General features: G+C 51.2%; 15 protein-coding genes. 1 reads left to right on the plus strand and 14 read right to left on the minus strand.

Annotation, left to right across the window (positions count from 1 at the left end; translation table 11 throughout):
- Positions 1–9 precede the first annotated feature (9 nt).
- The 4 genes from GJJ30_RS27790 to GJJ30_RS27805 all read right to left on the minus strand — a co-directional run bounded on the left by GJJ30_RS27790 (position 10) and on the right by GJJ30_RS27805 (position 4,584).
- The gene (locus GJJ30_RS27790; RefSeq protein WP_229313458.1) at positions 10–2,355 is read right to left on the minus strand and encodes a peptidylprolyl isomerase; all 2,346 of its coding nucleotides are present in this window, start codon (positions 2,353–2,355) and stop codon (positions 10–12) included.
- A gap of 121 nt (positions 2,356–2,476) precedes the next feature.
- Positions 2,477–3,157, minus strand: coding sequence for a hypothetical protein (locus GJJ30_RS27795; protein WP_154178411.1), 681 nt, complete (start codon positions 3,155–3,157; stop codon positions 2,477–2,479).
- 9 nt (positions 3,158–3,166) lie between these two features.
- Positions 3,167–3,505 carry an avidin-fold protein gene (locus GJJ30_RS27800; RefSeq protein WP_154178412.1) on the minus strand — a complete coding sequence of 113 codons (339 nt, stop codon included), beginning with the start codon at positions 3,503–3,505 and terminating at the stop codon, positions 3,167–3,169.
- Entirely contained in the window at positions 3,502–4,584 is a 1,083-nt protein-coding gene (locus tag GJJ30_RS27805) for an agmatine deiminase family protein (RefSeq protein ID WP_154178413.1), read from the minus strand. The genes GJJ30_RS27800 and GJJ30_RS27805 overlap by 4 nt, the downstream gene beginning before the upstream one ends.
- A 35-nt stretch (positions 4,585–4,619) precedes the next feature.
- Between GJJ30_RS27805 and GJJ30_RS27810 the strand changes: the two genes are divergently transcribed.
- Complete coding sequence (locus GJJ30_RS27810) at positions 4,620–7,931, plus strand: leucine-rich repeat domain-containing protein (RefSeq protein WP_154178414.1); 3,312 nt, start codon at positions 4,620–4,622, stop codon at positions 7,929–7,931.
- On the opposite strand, the gene GJJ30_RS27815 is transcribed toward GJJ30_RS27810, so the two are convergent.
- The 10 genes from GJJ30_RS27815 to GJJ30_RS27860 all read right to left on the minus strand — a co-directional run bounded on the left by GJJ30_RS27815 (position 7,928) and on the right by GJJ30_RS27860 (position 19,835).
- On the minus strand, positions 7,928–8,431 hold the full coding sequence (locus GJJ30_RS27815; RefSeq protein WP_154178415.1) for a hypothetical protein: 504 nt from the start codon (positions 8,429–8,431) through the stop codon (positions 7,928–7,930). The genes GJJ30_RS27810 and GJJ30_RS27815 overlap by 4 nt on opposite strands.
- A gap of 113 nt (positions 8,432–8,544) precedes the next feature.
- Positions 8,545–9,582, minus strand: a complete 1,038-nt coding sequence (locus tag GJJ30_RS27820; protein ID WP_154178416.1) for an acetate and sugar kinases/Hsc70/actin family protein — start codon at positions 9,580–9,582, stop codon at positions 8,545–8,547.
- Between the two features lie 110 nt (positions 9,583–9,692).
- A complete protein-coding gene (locus tag GJJ30_RS27825; protein ID WP_154178417.1) occupies positions 9,693–10,718 on the minus strand; it encodes a hypothetical protein in 1,026 nt (341 codons plus the stop codon).
- 162 nt (positions 10,719–10,880) lie between these two features.
- Positions 10,881–11,612 (minus strand): vacuolar protein sorting family 37 protein, encoded by a 732-nt coding sequence (locus GJJ30_RS27830; protein ID WP_154178418.1) that lies wholly within the window; start codon positions 11,610–11,612, stop codon positions 10,881–10,883.
- Between the two features lie 182 nt (positions 11,613–11,794).
- On the minus strand, positions 11,795–13,423 hold the full coding sequence (locus GJJ30_RS27835; RefSeq protein WP_154178419.1) for a hypothetical protein: 1,629 nt from the start codon (positions 13,421–13,423) through the stop codon (positions 11,795–11,797).
- A gap of 8 nt (positions 13,424–13,431) precedes the next feature.
- The gene (locus GJJ30_RS27840) at positions 13,432–14,304 is read right to left on the minus strand and encodes a carbon-nitrogen hydrolase (RefSeq protein WP_154178420.1); all 873 of its coding nucleotides are present in this window, start codon (positions 14,302–14,304) and stop codon (positions 13,432–13,434) included.
- 12 nt (positions 14,305–14,316) lie between these two features.
- Complete coding sequence (locus GJJ30_RS27845) at positions 14,317–15,339, minus strand: glycosyltransferase family 9 protein (RefSeq protein ID WP_154178421.1); 1,023 nt, start codon at positions 15,337–15,339, stop codon at positions 14,317–14,319.
- 176 nt (positions 15,340–15,515) lie between these two features.
- Positions 15,516–16,142 carry a hypothetical protein gene (locus GJJ30_RS27850; protein ID WP_205880624.1) on the minus strand — a complete coding sequence of 209 codons (627 nt, stop codon included), beginning with the start codon at positions 16,140–16,142 and terminating at the stop codon, positions 15,516–15,518.
- Between the two features lie 165 nt (positions 16,143–16,307).
- Positions 16,308–17,402 (minus strand): DUF4249 domain-containing protein, encoded by a 1,095-nt coding sequence (locus GJJ30_RS27855; RefSeq protein WP_154178422.1) that lies wholly within the window; start codon positions 17,400–17,402, stop codon positions 16,308–16,310.
- A gap of 15 nt (positions 17,403–17,417) precedes the next feature.
- A complete protein-coding gene (locus GJJ30_RS27860; protein ID WP_154178423.1) occupies positions 17,418–19,835 on the minus strand; it encodes a TonB-dependent receptor in 2,418 nt (805 codons plus the stop codon).
- Between the last annotated feature and the right edge of the window lie 111 nt (positions 19,836–19,946).

The raw sequence follows: 19,946 nt of genomic DNA on the forward strand, positions 1-19,946 counted from the left end.
ACGGCCGGTTTATTTGGCCAGTTTCCGAACCTCTTCTTCGTTCATTTGCACCGGATATTGCTGTTTTAACCGATCGAGCCACTGTTTTTCCAAAACCGCCTGGTAATCGTTGATCACCGCTCCCCGGGCTTCTTCAAACGTTTTCAGCCGGGCGGGATCGATTTGGTCGATTTTCACCAGGGCCACTTTGCCATCCCGCCGGATCGTCTTGGTTCCCGGTTGCCAGTCAACGGCGTCGAGATACGGGTTGGCTCCTTTGGTGAACAGCCCCTCCGTTAACTTAACCGCGCCCGGGTCTTTCGAATTCAGAATCTTCTCCACATCTTTTTTAGACGTCGAAAAGAGCTGAAACGTCACGCGACGGGCTTTCTCATTCCTGCCGGTTCCGGTGATACCCGGCCGGAATTTGCCGTGGTCTTTCTCCATAATCCGGACAATGGGAATCCGGTTGGCGGTAAGTACGCTCACCACGTTCCGAATCCGGCTGGCCGAAACGGTGTCCCGTTCCGTTCCGTCGGCCGAGCCCGAAACTTCAACGAGGTAATCCGGATTTTTAATCATCAACACCACCAGGTCAAACAGGGTTTCCCGCTGTTTCGCGTTCAAAGCGCTTTGATTGACGCCGTAGCTCAGTTCTTCGACCGACCGCCGGAGCTGATACGGACTTTTGGCCAGCATGTCCGATGCCTGTTTCAGGGTTTCGTCGTTCGGAACCACCAGAATCGAAGCCGCAGCCCGCTGATCGTAGCGGTATTTTTCCTTGTGCGCTTCGTAATAAGTCCGCTGCCCGAGCGAGTCCGTCAGGGATTTTTCCCAGACGTTCATTTCCATCACCTGTGAAAGCAGTACGCCATCGCGGATGTCGTTCATCAACGACAGGAATTCCGGGTATTTTTTCTCCAGACCGGCCTCTTCCTGCTCAATGATTTTGTCATCGACAAACCGCCGGAAAAGCCGCTCCATCTGCACCGTAGCCGAGGACGTTGGGTCCCGGCGGGGCTGCTGACGACGCACGACGGTTTCCAGAAATTCATTCGCCGTATACGGTTGTTTATTGATCAGCACAATCGGTTTTTTCTCGATGGAAGCCTCGAGTGTAGCCGGTAACTTCCATTTTCCCATCAGCAAACTGCTGTCGGCCAGCGCCAGCGTTTTCGCCAGCACGTCCGGAGATTCCGTCACCGTGTAATTTTTCCGCAGCTTCTGCACCAGCGCCTGTCGAACGATTTCCCCACGGGTGTCGGTGACAACTTTCTGCCGCAGCGCACCGGCCATTGATTCAAACGATTCGAGCGGTTGGCGCTCAATCAGCCGAACAATGTGCCAGCCGTAATTGCTCTGGAACGGTTTTGAATAACTGCCGGGTTGGGTCAGGCTGTAAGCGGCTTCCTCAAATGGCTGAACCATTTGCCCAACGCCAAAGACGGGCAAAATCCCGCCGGTGTTGCGCGACTCGCGATCATCCGAAAATTCCTTCGCCAGCATGTCGAACGGTTCGCCTTTTTCCAGACGGCTATATGCTTCGTCGATCCGCGCCCTGGCGGCTTTCTGTCCTTCGGTGCCACCGCCCGACGCAGCCGCGCTGGGGCTGACGCGCACCAGAATATGCGCCACCTGCACTTTCCCCCGGCTGGGCCGTTTGTCGAGAACTTTTACGAGGTGATAACCGGAGCGCGACCGGATCGGGGCCGAAACACTGCCCACGGGCGTAGAATACGCAGCTGTTTCGATCGGATAAACAACCTGAAAAACCGTCAGATACCCTAGATTCCCGCCGTTCGTTGCTGCGGTTGGATCTTTGGAAAACTGCCGGGCCGCCGTTGAAAAATCCAGGCCATCGAGGATCTGTTTCCGAACATCGAGCGCAGCGCGGTAGGCTTTCAGGGTATCGGCCGGGGCCGCATCGTCGGCAACCGGAAACAGAATATGCGAAACATTCACCTCTTGTTTCAACCGCTCGTAAGCTTCGGCGGTCAGGTGTTCAATGATCTCTTTATCATTGAGATACGACTGGGCCAGTTGCTTGCGGTACGTTGCAATCTCCTCCCGAAAACCTTCCGTGGTGTCGCGCCCTTCCTGTTCGGCGGCCATCACTTTGAGCTTCAGGTTGGTGTATAAATCGATGTATTCGCGAAGATCCGTCCGACGGGAAGAATCGCCGTTGATTTGATTTTTGGTGAACGACTGAAAGAACTCGTCGGTCGTAAAGGACCGGTTACCGAGTTTTAAAATAACCGGTTCAGGAGTTTTTGTAACAACCGGAGCTGAAGATTTGCAGCCTGCGAGTACACCACAGAGCAGGAAAAAACCGGTTGTCTTTTTAAAACGAATAGACGAGGTCAAAACGAATGTCAATTGGATTGTTTGTGAGATTGTTCGACAAGAGACGTGAGACAAGAGGCAACAATGGTGATAGGTTCAAAGGTCTCTTGTCTCACGTCTATCATCTTTTATCAAATCAGTAACCGCTAAGGTTTTAACGACTGGAAGCTGGCTTTATTTTCATGCGTTTTAGCTGAATATCGTACTCGACTTCATATTCAAACGAATCGCGCAGGTGCTTCCCCGAAAACCGGGCGGGCACGTGTACAACCGATTCCTTTTTCTTCCGATCAACGCTGCTATCGGTCAATTCGACGCTGCTTTGACCCAGAATGTCGTCTTTATCCAGCCGGTCGGTAAACTGAATGCCCAGGCCCGCGGCCGTCAAAGCTGCAGTAATGTATTTCAACGGCGTGAGTAATTCGGCTCCCAACTCAAAAAAACCGACCGGAACCTGAATCCAGCCGTTAATGTCCCGAATGCGTTTGATGAACTGTTGCGCCTGCGTATAATCGTCGACTTCGATCAGCACCAGCGACGCCACGATTTTCCCGCCTTTCGGGATCGACAACTGCACCGGAGCCTGATTCTGAAACGATAAAACCGCTCCTTTTTTTACCTTCTCAACACCCCAGGCGCTGGAGGAAACTCCCACCAGGCGGTTTTTGCTGTCGAAGGCCGTGAGCGACCAGGTCATCATCAGCTCATCTTTCCGGCTGATGGTTTCTTCCAGATTGATGGCTTTCAGACTGTTCAGCTTCATTTCCGCCGTTAGCGGTTTTTGGCTGGAACAGGCCGAAAAAAGCAGCAGTAATGCGAAATAAACGGATTTCATACAAAATAATCAGCCAATTTCTTCGATGATTGACGCCCCCTCCGAGCCATCGCCGTTGGTCCAGCGCCAGCGTTCGTGCAGGCGGATGCGACCGTCGGGCAGGATTTCCGGGGTGGAACGACAAACGCCGGTGCGAAAGTCGCCTTCGGTATTCAGATGCTGGTAAACCATATCCAGCACGTTGTCGGCCAGTACTTTGGCAACGAGAAAACCTTTCACCACCGAACCGCCCCAGTATTCGGCCCAAACGACCTCACCTTCCTGATGGTACCAGAACGTGGTGGCCGCGCTTACTTCCCCGTTGTCGGTATTGGCCACCGAACCAAAAATCTTCTTATCGAACGTCATTCCTCAATGGCGGGTTCCTGCTGGCTCAGGCAATGAAACGTGCCCAGTCCCCAGACGATTTCCGTCGCGTCGATTCCCACTACTTTGCGGGTCGGGAAACAGCTTTCGAGAATATCGATCGCGGTCTGATCCTTCGAACACCGGAACGTCGGCACAATAATGGAACCGTTGGTGATGTAAAAATTCGCGTACGATGCGGGCAGGCGCTGTCCTTCGCTGATCACCGGATCGGGCATCGGCAATTCAATGATATTCAGTTGTTTGCCATTGATCAACCGCATGTCTTTTACTTCCCTGTGAATTTCCTCGAGAAAAGGATAATTCTCATCGTTGGGATTGGTTTCGGTCGCTACAACCACCGTGTCTTCGTTAACAAACCGTACGGTATCGTCGATGTGACCGTCGGTATCATCGCCCACAATGCCTTCTTCCACCCACAAAACCTGCTGGACGCCATAATACTCGCACAGGTAATGCTCGATCTGGGCCTGCGTCAGGTGCGAGTTACGGTTCTGGTTTAACAGACACGCCCGGCTGGTTAAAACCGTTCCTTTGCCGTTGAATTCAACGGAGCCGCCTTCCATGACGATGCCCGGATTGACGTACGGCAACTGCCGGTAATGCGCAATTTCAACCGGAATTAACTGGTCCCGATCGTAGGGCGGATATTTGTTGCCCCAGGCGTTGTATTCCCAGTTGACGATGATTTTTTCTTTTGAAATCGGGTTGATCAAAAACGCCGGGCCGTGGTCGCGGCACCACGAATCGTTGGTTGGATTGGGCAGAAGCGTTATGTTGGATAAATCGACTCCGGCCACCAAAAGACGCATTTTAGCCGTTTGAATGACGGTTTCGTTGTGGGCGTTGATGCAAACGTGTTCGCTTTCGCTGATGGCCTGGATAAACTCAATGTACGCCGGAAACATCAGCTCCTGCCGCGCGTTCGACCAGGACGCTTCGGTGTGCGGCCAGCTGAGCCAGGTTGCCACGTGGGGATGCCATTCGGCCGGAAAGAAAAAACCGTTCTGCGCCGGGACAAAGTGCGAGTTTGCCGTATGATGTTGGGATTGTATATTCATGCAATTTTTTGATCACACCACAAAACTACAAAAATATGTCGGCTTGCAGGTTGCGAATCTTTCTGATGATTGGTTTGTGCTGGATAGTTGCGCGGGCGTCGGCCCAGGAGAAAGCGTTGACGGATGCGGAACTGGAGAGTCTGGTTATCTGGTATCCGCAGGAAAAGCTGCGGGCGGCACCTGGCCCGGGCCGACCCAATCCATATGTGTCGCCGACCGGCTACGAAAACCTGGCGGAACTGGCGGATCGAAACGATAAAACCGCTCCCGTCCGGGCTTTGCGGGTAACGATTGAAGTGCTGAAGAAAGGGAATATCGGACGGCTTGCCGAATTGAAAGACCTGCGGATTCTGAATCTGGAAGTCGATTCCCTGACTGCCACGGCTGCTCTCTGGCAAACCGTAAGCCAATTGCAACAATTGCAGCGACTAACCATTCACCAGCGGTTTCCGGGTTTTAATTTTCTGCCATTTTCGCTTTCTCTACCCAACTCACTGCAGCAATTGAAACTGCTGGAACAACTGGATATCATGCTGCCGTCGCAGGAGAAAGAACTGACGTTTACAACGCTGGCGGGAATGCCTGCGCTTCGGAAATTGACGGTTTGGGTGAATGGCAACCCGGCGGTTTTGCCCGCAGGCGTAACAAAACTGCAACAGCTTACGTCACTAAGAATTCAGAATGGACAAAACCAGCTCCAGATTCCGTCGACGCTCGGCGATCTGAAGAATCTCCGGGAACTGGATGTCAGTTACCAGCGCATCGATCCGAAAACCGACTGGTCGTTTCTCAGTCGGCTGAGTGAGCTGGAGACCTTACGGCTGGGCAGCACCAATCTCACCGTTTTGCCTGATCTCCGGAAATTAACCCGCTTGGAAACCCTTGATCTGCAGGGCAATCGGCAACTAACCATTCCCGATGGCACATTCAGTGACCTGAATACGCTCGAAAAAATAAATCTGGATAACTGTTACCTGCGGCAATTTCCGATGGCGGTGGTTCAATTGGGAAATCTGAAGCAATTGACGATCAGCAACAATCCGCTGGGCGAACTGCCATCGGCGATCAGTTCACTCAGGCAACTCAACGTTTTGCAGGCTAATAGCTGCCAGTTGCACAAACTGCCGGAGTCGCTGGGAGAACTGATTCGGTTGAAATCACTCGGGCTGTCGGGCAATCAACTGGACACCCTGAATTTTGATCTGGGGCAGTTGTCCGGGCTGGTTTCCCTGTCGATTTTCAATAATCAATTGCGGTATTTACCAGCTTCCATCGGCCAGTTGGCCCGGCTGGACCAGTTGAATTTGTCAGGTAACAAACTGGTTCGGTTGCCTGAATCGATTGGTGATCTGATCAACCTGACGAGCCTGTCGCTTTCCATGAACCAGCTGACGGAATTGCCGAAGAGCCTTGGTAAGCTGGTCAGACTGAATCGATTGGATGCAGGGCAAAACCAGTTGCAGCGGATTCCCACCGAAATTGGCCAGCTGTGGCAGCTGAGGCTTCTTACGCTTTCCGATAATAAACTGGCGCAATTGCCGGAAGGTCTGGGCAAGCTCGATTCGCTGAATTCACTCTATTTGAACAAAAATCAATTTACGACGGTGCCAGATGCATTGTTCCGGCTGAAGCGGTTGCGGGAGCTTAATCTAAGTGAAAATAAGCTGCGTTCGATTCCGGCTGGCCTGGGCGCGCTCTCCAATCTGGCATTTCTGGTTTTAGCCAACAATCAACTGACGACGCTGCCCGTTGAACTGGGGAAACTGACCAAACTACACCAGCTACTTCTTGACGCCAATCCGTTGGTGCAATTGCCCGAAACAATTGGAAATTGCCGCGAATTAATGACTTTTTTTGCGCGGAATACGAAATTGAAAGTATTGCCCGAAGGGATCACCCGACTGGACAAATTGCAAATGATCGACCTTTCCGGCAATGAACTGACCATTTTACCGGCTTCGCTCGGGAATATGATCGAATTGCGGAACCTGCAACTGGGACGGACCCGATTATTAGCGCTCCCCGAATCCATCGGCCGGTTGGCGAGACTAACCAACCTGCAGGTCGGCGAAATGGAAGAAGATACGCCAAACGAAAATACCGGTTTGCGCCAGTTGCCGGACAGCATTGTGTATTGTCAGGAACTCAACAGTTTGCAGTTGACGAACCAGCCGAGTCTGGATGGGGAAGATGTATTTACGAAAATCAGCAAGCTGCCAAAACTGCGGAATCTGACTCTGTTTCACTGCAACATTGATCGACTGCCTACGCTTGACTGGAAGAATCTCAACCTGCAACAACTGTCGCTGATGCGAAACCGCCTGGCGGAATTGCCCGTTGAAATACTGGAAGCACCTCAATTGTTCCAGATCGCGCTTTACGATAATTTGTTGCCCCAGCCCTTGAACACGAATTTCTCTTCCAAAGATGCCCTACGGCTGGCGATGAGTGAAGCCGGTTTACTGTCGCTGGATAAAATCGCGAAGCCCAATCGGGGCGTGGCCACTTCCTACGTTCAGATGGCTTTTCAGAAAGCCGGGCAGCGCAACTGGTCGGAGGCTTTCGCCAGTTTTGAAAAAGCCATTGATTACGCTTCCGACACGATGCGAATTGTGCTGTACGCCCAGCGGGCCGACATGCACGCGTTCCGGCAGGAATACCACGAGGCCATTGCGGATTACGACCGGAGCATTCAACTGACCAGCCAGTTGAGCAAAGGAGTTGCCGGACAGACCACTTTAAAACAGCAGTTTGAGCAGCCTGCAGCGCTGGCGTTGCGGGGCCGGGCAAATGCAAAGGCAAAGTTGGGTCAACTGGAGGCTGCCAGCGCGGATATTGAGCTGTCGCTTCAAAAACTGGATTTATTTAAAGCCGACCCGCAATTGACAAGTAGTTTGTTAACCGAACAGGGGCGGTATTTAACGCTGCGAAATAAGGTGAAGGAAGCGAATCTGAGTTACCGGAAAGCTATTGAGGAATACGAAAAGTTACCCTATGCCAATCCAGGTAGCAAACTGACGGTTGTTGAACTCAATATTATTGTCGGCCAGCCGGATCAGGCCCGGAGCGCTTTACAGCGGATTGATAAACGGGAATTGACCGGCGGTTTTGCCATTCTGGAAAAATACCTCGAAAGCAGTATTCAGGTTCAGAAAAGTGAAAAACCGGATTCGGAGGTTCTGAAGGAGTTGACTACCTTCCTGGCGAGTCACAACGAACGGATTATGGGCTGGAGTTTCGAGCTTTACGAAAACTGGCTGTCGCGTTCCAATTTGCCGACGGAAAAGCAGACAATTTTGCGGCAAATGACCCAACTCGCCAAGGAGCGGCTTCCGAAAATGGACTAAAACAATTTACTCCAGGCAAACCGGATGACGAGCAGTAAGCCGACAAATCCGACCACGATGTAAATGAATGGAATGTAGGTGACGGCGTAGATTCGGGTGCGATCGATGAACCAGAGAATGCCGATGACGGCGCCGATCAGCGTCATAAAGCCCGATAATTTGCCAAAACCGGGGATGTATTTGAACGGCAGCTTGCGTTTAATAAGCATCAGTGTAGCCGCCATCGTCACGATGGGCAAAACCTGCGTGATGAGGTTCATTTGCCAGATGCTTTGGCGCTCAAACAGAAATAGATAGATATTGAGCGTAAAGGCGAAAATGCCGGGAATGCAGGCCAGATACACCAGCGTCGCGTACACAAACCGCCACCGCCAGATTTCCTCCGCTTTCTCGCCCGACCAGAGATTGAGGACGAAGGCCAGGGCCGGAATCGCCAGCAGAAAAACCGCCAGCAGCGCGGGATTGGACGAAACCGAGTTGAAGAAGTCCTGTAAAGTCATGAGTGAAAAGTTGTTTCGCGGAGTTGAGCGGAGTTAAAAAGAGTTAAGCAGAGTAAAATAACTATCTTCGCTTAACTCTTTTTAACTCCGCTCAACTCCGCGAAACAACCTCTTTATAAAGTCAGCAGATAACCAATTGTAAAGTTTGCGTCCCAGTCGAAGACGAACTGGTCGCAATTGGTGCCGTCGGCGATGGCTTTGTAAATATTGACTCCGGCTTTGGTTTTGGCTTCCGTTGATTTATAGGCCGAAGGGGCGTTCAGAACCGTGTACCGCTCTTTGCCTTTCCGAACTTCTTTGGCCAGTTCAAAGGGCACCCCGCCAATGATGAAAGCGGTTTTGCGGTTACCCGACGGAATTTTCCCGGCCAGGCCTTTCACCTCATTGTACACCTTGGCATCATCTTCGCCGTTCTGGAAATACTTGGCGCCGGGGCCTTCCAGCGCAGTGGTATTCCCATTTTCTTTCCAGGAAATCTTGGTGTTCCCCGAACCGATATCGACGACAAAACCGTTGCTTTCAAAATCCTTCGGTAAAACCGCCCGCAATGCCAGACGACCTTCCTGTTCGGCGGTTACGGTATTGACCACGTAATTCAGCGACTTCAGCGCCTTGATGATCTTCTGCGTGTTCTCGGCTTTCACCGCTCCCGAGCTGACCACAAAGTGGATATCCCGACCCGCAACGCCGAAGTTCAGCATCCCGGAAATGTATTTTTTCAAGCCTTCGCGAACGTCCTGATCGGTGGCCATATTTTCCAGCACCAGGCTATTGCCAAACTCGGCTTTCTCCAGTTTCCAGGCTTTCTGGGCATCAACGGTAATAATGAACGAGTTAAAACCACTGGCGCCCAGCTCAACGACGCCTTTTAGTTTGCCGTTTTGCGGAACGGGGGGCGTATAATTGAAGGCCGATCGCGAACCCGCGTCGTCCGTTGCCTCCGTATCCGATGACGATTTAGACGCTTCCTCTTCTTTCGATTCAGAGTCTGCCGATGGCATCGAAGGCGAGTCGGACGATTGTTCTGTGGTTGGTTTCGACGCAAATTTTTTCAGCAAATCGACTCCGCCGATGTATTTTAACCCAAAGTAAATAGCGGCCAGAATCAGTGCCGTGATAATGAGCCTTCCGGCGACGGTTAAGCGTTGCATGAATTAAATGGTTAGATGGTTAATATGGTTTAATGATTGAAACATGGTTGAATGGTGAGCACCCGGTTTTATATAACCATTTAGCCATAAAGCCATTCAACCATTGTCTCCTAATCTAAAAGACTCCGGTAGCCTTCGTCTTTTGGCGGGTTTACCGGACGGGCTACGGGCGTAGGCGGGGGCGTTTCGTCCAGCTTGATGATTTTAAATTCGCCGTGGTTGTAGGCTTCCAGCAGGGCCTGACCTTTGTCCGAAAGAATGCCGTTCTGAATATCGACCGAGTTGATGAAATCCATCGACATGTCCATCGCGCGTTTCATTTCGCCCAGTTTTTTGCTCATGTCGTCCTGAATGTATTCCATCGACTCGTCGAAGTAAAACTTCTTGTCGGGATCGCCCTTGAAAATGCTAATGGCTGTTCGTAATGCGTTGGAGCTTTCCTTGACGATCTGATATTCAGCTTCTTTCAGTTTTACCTTGATCTCGGTTTCCTTGATGATGTAGTCGGCGCTTTTGTTCACCTTCTCCATGAATTCCAGCACCGTCCGCATGTTTCGCTGCAGGGGCTGCAATTTCTCGTTCATCTCCTGCAAACCGGCGCCTTCGATGGTGGCTAGTTGAGCCGCTTCCTTCATGCCCGGCCGATCGGACATGTTATTGGCTTTGTTAGCTTCAGCAAATTTTTGCTTGATCGCATCGTTATTCTCGGCGATTTTCCGGTTCAGTTTCACCAGCTGGCCCGCCAGCGTATCGATCTGGCCCTGCATGTTCCGCCGTTTGTCTTTCAGGTCGCTGACGTAGATCTTCATGATCGCGATTGGGTCGAGCTGAATGACCAGACCGGTCAGTTTCCGCATCAGCGTTTTGTATAAAAAGAAAACCGCCGTGCGTACATCTTTGCTCGTAAACAGGAAAATCAGGAAGCCCAGAACGGCGAGCAAACCCGCCAGATAAAGTGTATTTTCGGTAACCTTGATCAGAAATTCGACGATTCGGTTGAAATATACTAATCCCATTGCACCGATGGCGGCCAGAAAAAACAGGCCCGTGATGCCTTCGGGGCGGCTCCAGAACGACCGCTTTTCGCCGTCTTCGGTTCGGCCACCCAATTGTGAAAAATCAGGAGTTGATGCCATTTGTTTAGTTTAAGGTTTATTGTTTAAAGTAAACTTGGTTTACGGTTTTCAGTATTCGGTAAAGAACAATTCGAAATTCAGTGTTCGGTATTCAATATTCGCTATTTTTCAAACTGGAATGCGTCAACCAACCGAATACCGTAAACTGAAAACCGTATACTGTTATTTAATGTATTCCCCCAGCTTCAGCAAATCGCGTTTGATTTGGCCGACAAAAACCGCCAGCGTCGCATCATAATTGCTTTTGCTCTGGGTGATTTTTTGACGCTGGTCGTTTAACTCACCACCGATTTTGGCCAGCCGTTCCGTGTTGGCGTCCATTTTTCGCTGAAGTTCCAGAATCTGTTTGGCCAGTTGCTCGTTCTCCGCTTGCAATTGTTTCTGCTCGTTCGCCAGTCCGCCCACTTTTTCGGTTAGCGTCTCTTCAACGGTTTTCGAAAACGCCTGCTGATCGTTGTTCAAAGCCGTGAGGTACTGATTGGCTGAGCTAACCAGCGCCGAGACATCCGCCGAACCGCCCATCGCTTTGTAACTCGCCCAGGCCGCCTGATACTGCTGATCTTCGCTCAGGTTGAGGTTCGACAGGTTTTTCAGCGTTTCCCGGAATTCAAAATAATCCGGACCCGGTGGATTGTTCCTGTGCAACACGGACGCAAAATGATCGACAAATTTCGGGTCGACCGCGCCTTCCGGTAACGGAGCCGAAACCGGAGCTGCGGACGCCGGAGCGGCCGGAGCCGGCCCCGATTGGGGTGACGGAACAGCGACTGGATTTCCCTGATTTTGAGGAATAACCGGAGCGGTTTTGCCGGATGTCGGCTCGTCTTTGATAAAGAGATTCAGGAGTTTTTTTCCGAAGCCCTCCAGCCCGGAACTCGTTTCTTGTTCTGCCATCTTGTTTTAGGTTAAAGCTTTCGCTCTTGCGGATGAAAGACGGAACAATATTAGAAGGACGCAAGATGATAAAATAACCGTTTTAAGCCAAACGGTTTACTTATGGCCTGTAAGGACAAAAACAAGGCCGAAATAGGTGTTAATACATATTTCGGCGGTTTTCCGGAAGTCCTAAAACCCATTTACGCTTTTTTGCGGGCGCCAGCGGTTTTTTGCATCGTGGCTCGTCCCAGGTAAATTTCGTCGCCTTTCAGATTGATTGTCGAATAAAATTGGTAACCGTCCTCGATGTACCGCAGCATGACCTGTTTATGCTGACCGGTTTTTCCGTATGGTTGCGTGGCTGCCACCAGAATCTGATTGCCGTTGACGATGGCGCGCACAAAAGGTACGTTATGCGTTTTTAACTGATTGGCGTTGTATTTGTACCACGTTTTGCCGCCGTCGACGGAGCATTCCGTTTGCTCGTTCAGGTATTTTTCGCGGCCATTGAAAAGGTCGCCGTGGTGTTTGAACAAGCGCCACAGTCCGTGAATATAATGCTCGTAACAGGCGTAAACCCGGTCGTTCCCAATTTCCCGCAGGTGGGCTTCGGCCGGCGAGGGTTGATCCGATTTTAAGTCCACCATATCATCCCAGAAAAGCGCGCCATACGCCCCAGTAAACCAGTAGAAGACGGCAACACCTTCGGCAATGGCGGGCGGGGCCGCGTTTTTGGCTTTTTCACTATTTGGAAAAGCGCTGCTTTGCGTATTGAACAACCACTGCCAGGCGATCCTTTTTTTTGGTGAAAGGCGCATATTTACCTCCTGCTCACCCAGCAAAGCGCCCAGCCAATGCCGCGAACCGTCTTCGTTGTGGTTAATGGAATAATCGAATTCCGGGTAGAGAAAATAAGTGCCGGGCATCTGAAAATCAATGAAATCGGCGTAGGTTTTCCCAACCAGGGCGTCGGGCATACCGCGTTGACGCGAGCTTGCCGTGTGCTTCACCGGCATGGCCCAGAGCCAGTCGGGCGACGCCGAATAATCACGGGCGCGGGAATAACCGTAGCCATTCAACGGAACGGGCGCAATCGAGCCAACTTCGGTATACGGACTGATCCACTCCCGAATCGACTTCATCATAAAGGCATACAGATTCACCTGTTCCTGCCGGTTTAGTGGGTTGTTAAGGCCTTCATTCTCAATATCAAAAAATATTTTTCCGTAGGTGCTTTTGCGCTTGTCGGGCGGACAATCGCCAAAATTGACGCAGCCGCCACTCAACTCGAGCATCGCCCAGGAAACGCTGTTTTTGAAACCCTTATCACCCCAGGGACGAACGTACCAGGTTTCGGGTCCTTTATCACCGCTTCGAGACCAGGAAATATTGAAAGGTTCTTCAGCCATGTAGCCCTGTCCGATGGTTAAAGCCCGCTGCGACGGTTTTAACCGACTCGTCCAGCCATCCGGTTTTGGATTCCAGTCGCTGCGAAATTCGTCGTTTGACATTCTGGTTTTATCGATGGACGAAAAGCCCCGGCGAAACAGTTTCGACCAGTCCTGATCTACGTGCAGGTTGCGCCCCGCCCCGCTGAAAGTCAGGGATTTGGTAGCGGGAAGCGTAAAGTCACCAACCACGTCCGGGTTCCAATACCCTTTCCGGGTGGTCGGCGTAAAAGATTGGCGGGGCGTCGGAGCCAGTGCGGTTTGGGGTGGTAAAGCTCCGGTATGAACGGTTGTGATTGGCTCCGGGCCGTTGGTGTAGTTATAATAGTAAACGCCCCCACCCACTACTGCGGGAATCAATAGAGTCAAAAAAAGCTTCATACGATTGTTCATTCGTCTAAATACCGTTTCGTAATGGGTTGGTACGAATCGATTCGCCGATCCCGCAAATAAGGCCAGGTCGTACGGTATTTATCGGTTAAATCCAAATCAACTTCCTGAACGTGAACGACTTCCTGGTCGTGCGGGGCCAGATACAGGAGCGATCCGTGGGGGTTGGCAACGAACGATCCACCCCAGAATTTTTGCCCGCCTTCCGTTCCCACCCGATTGACGGAAACCACGTGTACACCGTTGGCGATCGCGTGGCTGCGCTGAATGGTTTGCCAGGCACTGTACTGTTCCTCGTCCACTTTGGGGTCGGTTTCCTCCGTGTCCCAGCCAATGGCGGTGGGATAAAACAGGATTTCGGCACCCATCAGCGACGTGATGCGGGCCGGTTCGGGATACCACTGATCCCAGCAAATCAGGACGCCAATTTTGGCGTATCTGGTTTCGAAAACTTTATAACCCAGGTCGCCTGGCGTGAAGTAAAATTTCTCGTAATACCCCGGATCGTCAGGAATGTGCATCTTCCGGTACTTGCCCAGATACGTTCCGTCGGCATCCAGCACGGCGGTCGTGTTGTGGTATAAACCGGCGGTGCGTTTTTCAAATAACGATGCAATAATGACGGTATTGGTTTCGCGGGCAACTTCGGCCAGACGGTCCGTGGTCGGGCCAGGAATGGCTTCCGCCAAACTGAAATTGTGGTGATCTTCCACGTCGCAGAAATAGAGCGAGCGGAATAATTCCTGCAAACAAACGATTTGAGCCCCTTTTTTGGCGGCTTCACGAACGCCCGCTATGGCTTTTTCAAGATTAGCTTCCAGGTCGGCCGTGCAGGACATCTGCACCAGGCCAATACTTACTTTTTTAGACATGTGCTGTTGGAATTAACGTTCCGGACCGGTTCGACGGGTCGATGGCCCGGTGCCACGCTGCAGTTCTTTCAGGTCAAAATCAAACGGCAATTCGTTCATGCATTTGAAATGACCCAGCGGACACCGATCGTAGCCTATTTTAGAACAAGGGCGGCAGGGCAACAGTTTGTTTTCGAGCAAAACAAAATTGGTTTTGTACGGATACATGCCCAGTTGCGGAGTCGTATTGCCCCAGATGGAGTAGATTTTTTTCTTCAAAGCCGCAGCGATGTGCATTAGTCCGGTGTCGTGGCTGAAAACCAGCGCAGACTGTTGCAGAATCGATGCCGACTGGTTGAGGTTGTATTTCCCGCAAGCGTTGTAAATCAGCTTATCTCCCAGCGCCTGCCGGACTTCCTCGCCCGCCTTAACATCTTCCTTACCACCCAGGAGAATGACAGGATAGTTGATTTTTTGACACAACTCGATCATCCGGTCAACGGGTAATTTTTTGGTATTATGTTGACCACCAATGGCGTAAGCGATAAAACCGCGACGATGAGTTGTCGGAAGCCACTCTGGTTCGACGATGTCTTTGTACGGGATGAAGTAATCCAGCCCTTTGTCATCATTGATGACCCCAAACGGTTCGACGGTTTTCATATACCGGTCGACGATGTGCAGAGGAGGCATGGAATTGATCTTGAACCGAACGTAGAGCCACTTTTCCCAGTTCAGTTTGTCGAAACTCCGTGAACGAACGGCCAATCGGAGCTTGATCAGCATCGTGCGGAGGTTGTTGTGCAAATCAATGATGTAGTCGTAGCGCTCGGTTTTCAATTGAGCGATGAGGTCATTCAGGCTTTCATCCAGAAAAAAACCTTTGTCAATGTAGGGATTCGATTCAATGAGGGACTGGTAGGATCGCTTCGTACAGTAATGAATTTCCGCTCCCGGAACCTGTTGTTTCAGGCACCGAATAACCGGCGTCGTGAGTACGATATCGCCAATGGACGAAAACCGGATAATCAGGAACTTGACAGGAGTGGTATGCATCTGATACCAAAAGTACAATAAGGCCGGGATTTTTTGAAAGAATCCCCCAAAACCTACGGAATTGACGCGCTATAAATGATTTGACGGCCCACCCTGTCAGCGGTCGCAGACCCTGACAGCGGTGGAAAGCCATTATTTGCGGAGCTTTATTATATAACTCCAGAACTTCACCGCTGTCAGGGTCTGCGACCGCTGACAGGGTGCGTAAACAATTCCTCAACGTTTTCCTGAAGCATATCCTGATGAAATTGAATGTATTCCGTTTTACCGCCAAACCAATTTAAGACATCGTCCCGCTTCAGCAACGTCGGGAGGTTTGACAGATGGCTTTGGTAGGAGGAATGGGCATAGGATGTCAAATCTTTCGTGACTCCGTGGTTGACCGGATTGCAGTGAATATAGAAAATAAGCCTGGTGAAGTAAGAATCATCGCTCACAACTTTCCGCTGGAAGGGGCGTTCAAATAAACCGCCGGTTCGCTGAACTTGCGAATTGAAATACTGCGCGTAACTGTTGAAAAAATGAGAAAATTGACGACTGACATTGGGTGGTTTTCTCCAACCCCGTTCAACAAATAGCCGCTCCTGATCAAGTTCATGATTTTCCTTCACCCGAATCATCAGGTGGAAATGGTTTTTCATGAGGCAATAAGCATACGTATCAATGACGGGCGCCAGGTAATTCGCGTATTGGTGCAGAAAAAAACGATAGTGATTTGGATCGACAAATATCGGAGCACCATTGATTCCTCGGTTATAAATATGGTAGTAGCGGCCCGGTTCGAGCGGTTCGATTGGTTCCATCTGTTTTCGATTTAACCGTTTAGACGAAAACAACCGAAAAAGTCATCAGACACCCTGTCAGCGGTCGCAGACCCTGACAGCGGTGAGGGGTTGGAATTATTTAGTAGTGCTCTGCAAATGAGAGCTTTCCACCGCTGTCAGGGTCTGCGACCGCTGACAGGGTGGTTACTGATCCCAGAAGCGGGGTTTGTTGGGAGTGCGGTTTAGGCTGTTGATGCAGGGAAGACAGGCCGCCAGGTTATCCAACTGAATAACTTTTCCGTTGGGAACGCCGACCGCATCCTTCGACCGGTCTACTTTCAGGGGCAGGACACTTACGCCGGCGGCACCGAAATAACCGTAAATCACCTCGTCCGGATTACTGGTGCATTTCATGTTCCCACCAACGGTCGCCGGGGCCGAATCGAACAATCCGCCCGTGTTGGTGACCAATTTCTGGACGCTGCTGAAAAACCGGTAAGCACCCGGACTGATGGATTGCTGCTCCACTTCCAGGTAGTAAACACTCCGAGAGGTGAAAGGCACACTCATGATGTATTGCCTACTGATCGATTTTCCATTGATGGCAGCATCCGAACGGATGTTGATGCAGTTGCTGTAACATTGATTAATGTCCCAACAGGCTGTACAACAGGGAATTCCGGTGTAGAACCCGTCGGCATTGAGACCGGGGCTTATCTGACAGGCGGGTGTCATTTCGTAGTTTTTCCAGATCCAGCGGTAATAATCACCGGTCGTTTCCGGGTCTTTGGTATCCAGGTAAACCTCCCAGTTGTTGCGTAAATCATTGCTGAACGGGGCCGGATTATACGTGTATTCGTAAGTCAGCCGGGTGATCGGAGGAGCGGCTTTGAGCAGTTCCAGCGAAGATTCGTACTGTTTTCCGGCGGAGGTTCGGATCAGGAGTTTATAGGAACGACCTACGGTGCCGCGAATTCCGTTGGTAGCGGTTTGGTAAGAGCCCGGGAGCACCTCTTTCAAAACTTCCTGATTGCCCAGATTATCCGTAATCGTCACGGTTGCTCCGGTAACCAGTAAATTCAAGCCTGAGTAAGTATAGTCGGCAGTTTGGGTCAAATTGACGACATACGGCCCGGGTTGATCGGTAATCATCCCTTCGACCACCACGGCCCGACCGATCGACTGGGTGTCGGGCTGGTAGGGAGTCAGGCAGGAACTGACGAGACCTAAAGTGAGGAAAATCAGCAAATTGGCGCCAAGAAATGGTAAAAGCCGGTGGCTGTATTTTATACTTTTCATACGCGAGGATCGGAATCAGAACTTGAAATTGTACGTCAGCGACGGGAAGGCCGAGCCGAAAACCGACAGTTTGTAACCATCCGTCAGGGAGGCTGAATTGAGCTTGAAAAACACCGAATAAGCATTTTTTCGGGCGTAGACGTTGTAAATCGAGAAGACCCAGCTTCGTTCATACCGCCGTTTTTTCGCCGGGTCACTCCTGACTGGATCCTGATTGAATTCGACCGCAAAATCAAGGCGGTGGTAATCGGGAATCCGCTGCTGGTTGCGGTTGATATAAATCGGAACAATAATGCCGTTGATGCGCGCCCGGGCGTAGGGCTGCGTTACGGGGCGGCCCGTGCTAAAGGTAAAGTTAAACGACATATTTACCCGGTTGTTGGGCCGAAAAGTCGTCATTGCATTGAGTGTGTGCGGTTTATCAAAATTGGCCGGATATTGCCTGCCGTTATTCACCCGTTCTTCCGGATAAGCCCCGTTGATCGTGTACAACGCCCGCGAATACGTATAACTGACCCAGCCAATCCAGCGACCTTTGTTTTTCTTCAATTGCGTTTCCAGCCCATACGCCTTGCCGCTGCCCTGCAGCAAGTCGGTTTCGGGCGTCGGATTCAGGGTCAGATTGGCGCCATCTTTGTAATCGATCGCGTTTAGAATGGTCTTGTAATACACCTCTGCGGAAGCTTCGATGGCATTTCCGGCCGTATTTTTGAAATAGCCCACCGACCACTGGTCCGCAATTTGCGGTTTGATGAACGAATCGCTCAGTTTCCAGCGGGAGATGGGCAGCGCAGCCGTCGTATTCGTGATCTGGTGAATATATTGCCGCAGGCGGTTGTACCCCGCTTTGATCGACTGACCTTCCCCCACCGTCCAGCGTACCGCCAGCCGGGGCTCAATGCCACCGTCCTGGTGGTAAATATGCCCTTTGTTGTAAGTAGTTGACGATGTGGTGGTTTCAGGTTGAAGTGGAGCGCCCTCCTGGTAAATAGGCACGGTAGCGGGTCCGCGGTTCAGGAACTGGGAGTAGCGAAAACCGCCCAGAATGGAAACCGCTTCGTTCACTTTCCACTCATCCTGGACATAAACCGCCAGCTCATACGCTCGTTCGATGGGCAGGGTTTTCGCCAGCACATTCGACTGAAAACCGGGGACCAATTTGTTGGGCTGGAGGTAATAATCGATCAGGCTAAAACCGCCCTGCAACTGGTGATTTTCCGATGCGTCAAAACTCAGATCCGCTTTGAGCTGGCGGTGCAGAATTTCCGACGTAAGCCGAAACGCATTGGCAGAATCAGGAGCGGAGGTTTCGGGGCGGTATTGGCTGTAAATGGCCGTCGTTGTCAGGTTCAGCTGGTTGTTGATCGCGTAATTCCATTTCAGCGTACCGTTCAGGGTACGGTATTCGAATAGGGTAGAGGAAGCATTGACTTCCACGGTCGACAGCGAATCGGAAGCCAACTTGAACGCATCGTGACTGTTGTAACCCGTAAACGTAACCGTATGCTTTTCATTGGGTTGAAACTTCAGTTTAGTGGTTACGTCGTAAAAGTTGGCTTTCGTGTCCCGAATGTTTCGCGGCAGTAGTTTGAACAGAAAGTCATTGAACGAGGCCCGTCCGGCGAGCAGAAAGGAAAGTTTTTTGTTCAGAATTGGACCTTCGATACCCAACCGGCTGGCCACCACGCCAATGCCGCCGTTCACGCTGATTTTCTCCGTTTCCGGCTCTTTCACCCGAATGTCCAGCACCGAAGCAGCCCGCCCTCCCATACTCGGCGCAATACCGCCCCGGTTCAGCGTTACATCGCGAACAATATCGGGGTTGAAAACCGAGAAAAAACCCATCAGGTGGCTGGAATTGAAGATGGGAGCGTCGTCCATCAATACCAGATTCTGATCGGTGCTGCCGCCCCGGACGTTGATGCCCGGTGCTCCCTCGCCGACGGTCGTTACGCCCGGCAATAACAACAGACTCCGCACCACATCGGCCTCGCCCATAAACGCCGGAATGCGTTTGATGGTTTTGATCGTCATTTGCGTAACGCCCAGTTCCACTTTTTTAACGTTGCGGTCGGGGGCTTCGGTCGTTACGGTGACCTCTTCCAGGTCTTTGGAGTCATCCTGAAGCAGGATTTCCGTCAAAACCGTTTTGTTGAGTGTAATAGCGTGGGTCTGTGAATGAAACCCCACGTGGGTGAATTTAACGTTATAAGTTCCGGCGGGAAGCGAAATGACGAAAAAACCGTCGCGGCTGGTTGTGGTTCCCCGGCGGTTTTCGGTAATAAAAACCGTCACCCCCTGAATGGGCTGTTTGGTGGTGGCGTCGCGAATATAACCGGTTAACGAATGATTGAATTTTTCGGGTTTAGTCTGGCCCGCCCCCAAATAGGGAATCAGCCAACTACACACCAGGGTGAAGTAGAAAAATCTCATCAGGTCAGGTTGTAAGGGTTCTTACTACCTGGTAAATATCAAGTATTGAATAGTAAATTACGAATAATGAGGAGATTAAAATTACATTTAAGGTTCGATCAGTACCGAAAA

Origin of the sequence: Larkinella terrae, from assembly GCF_009668025.1 — a bacterium.
In the GTDB taxonomy this organism is placed as follows: domain Bacteria; phylum Bacteroidota; class Bacteroidia; order Cytophagales; family Spirosomataceae; genus Larkinella; species Larkinella terrae.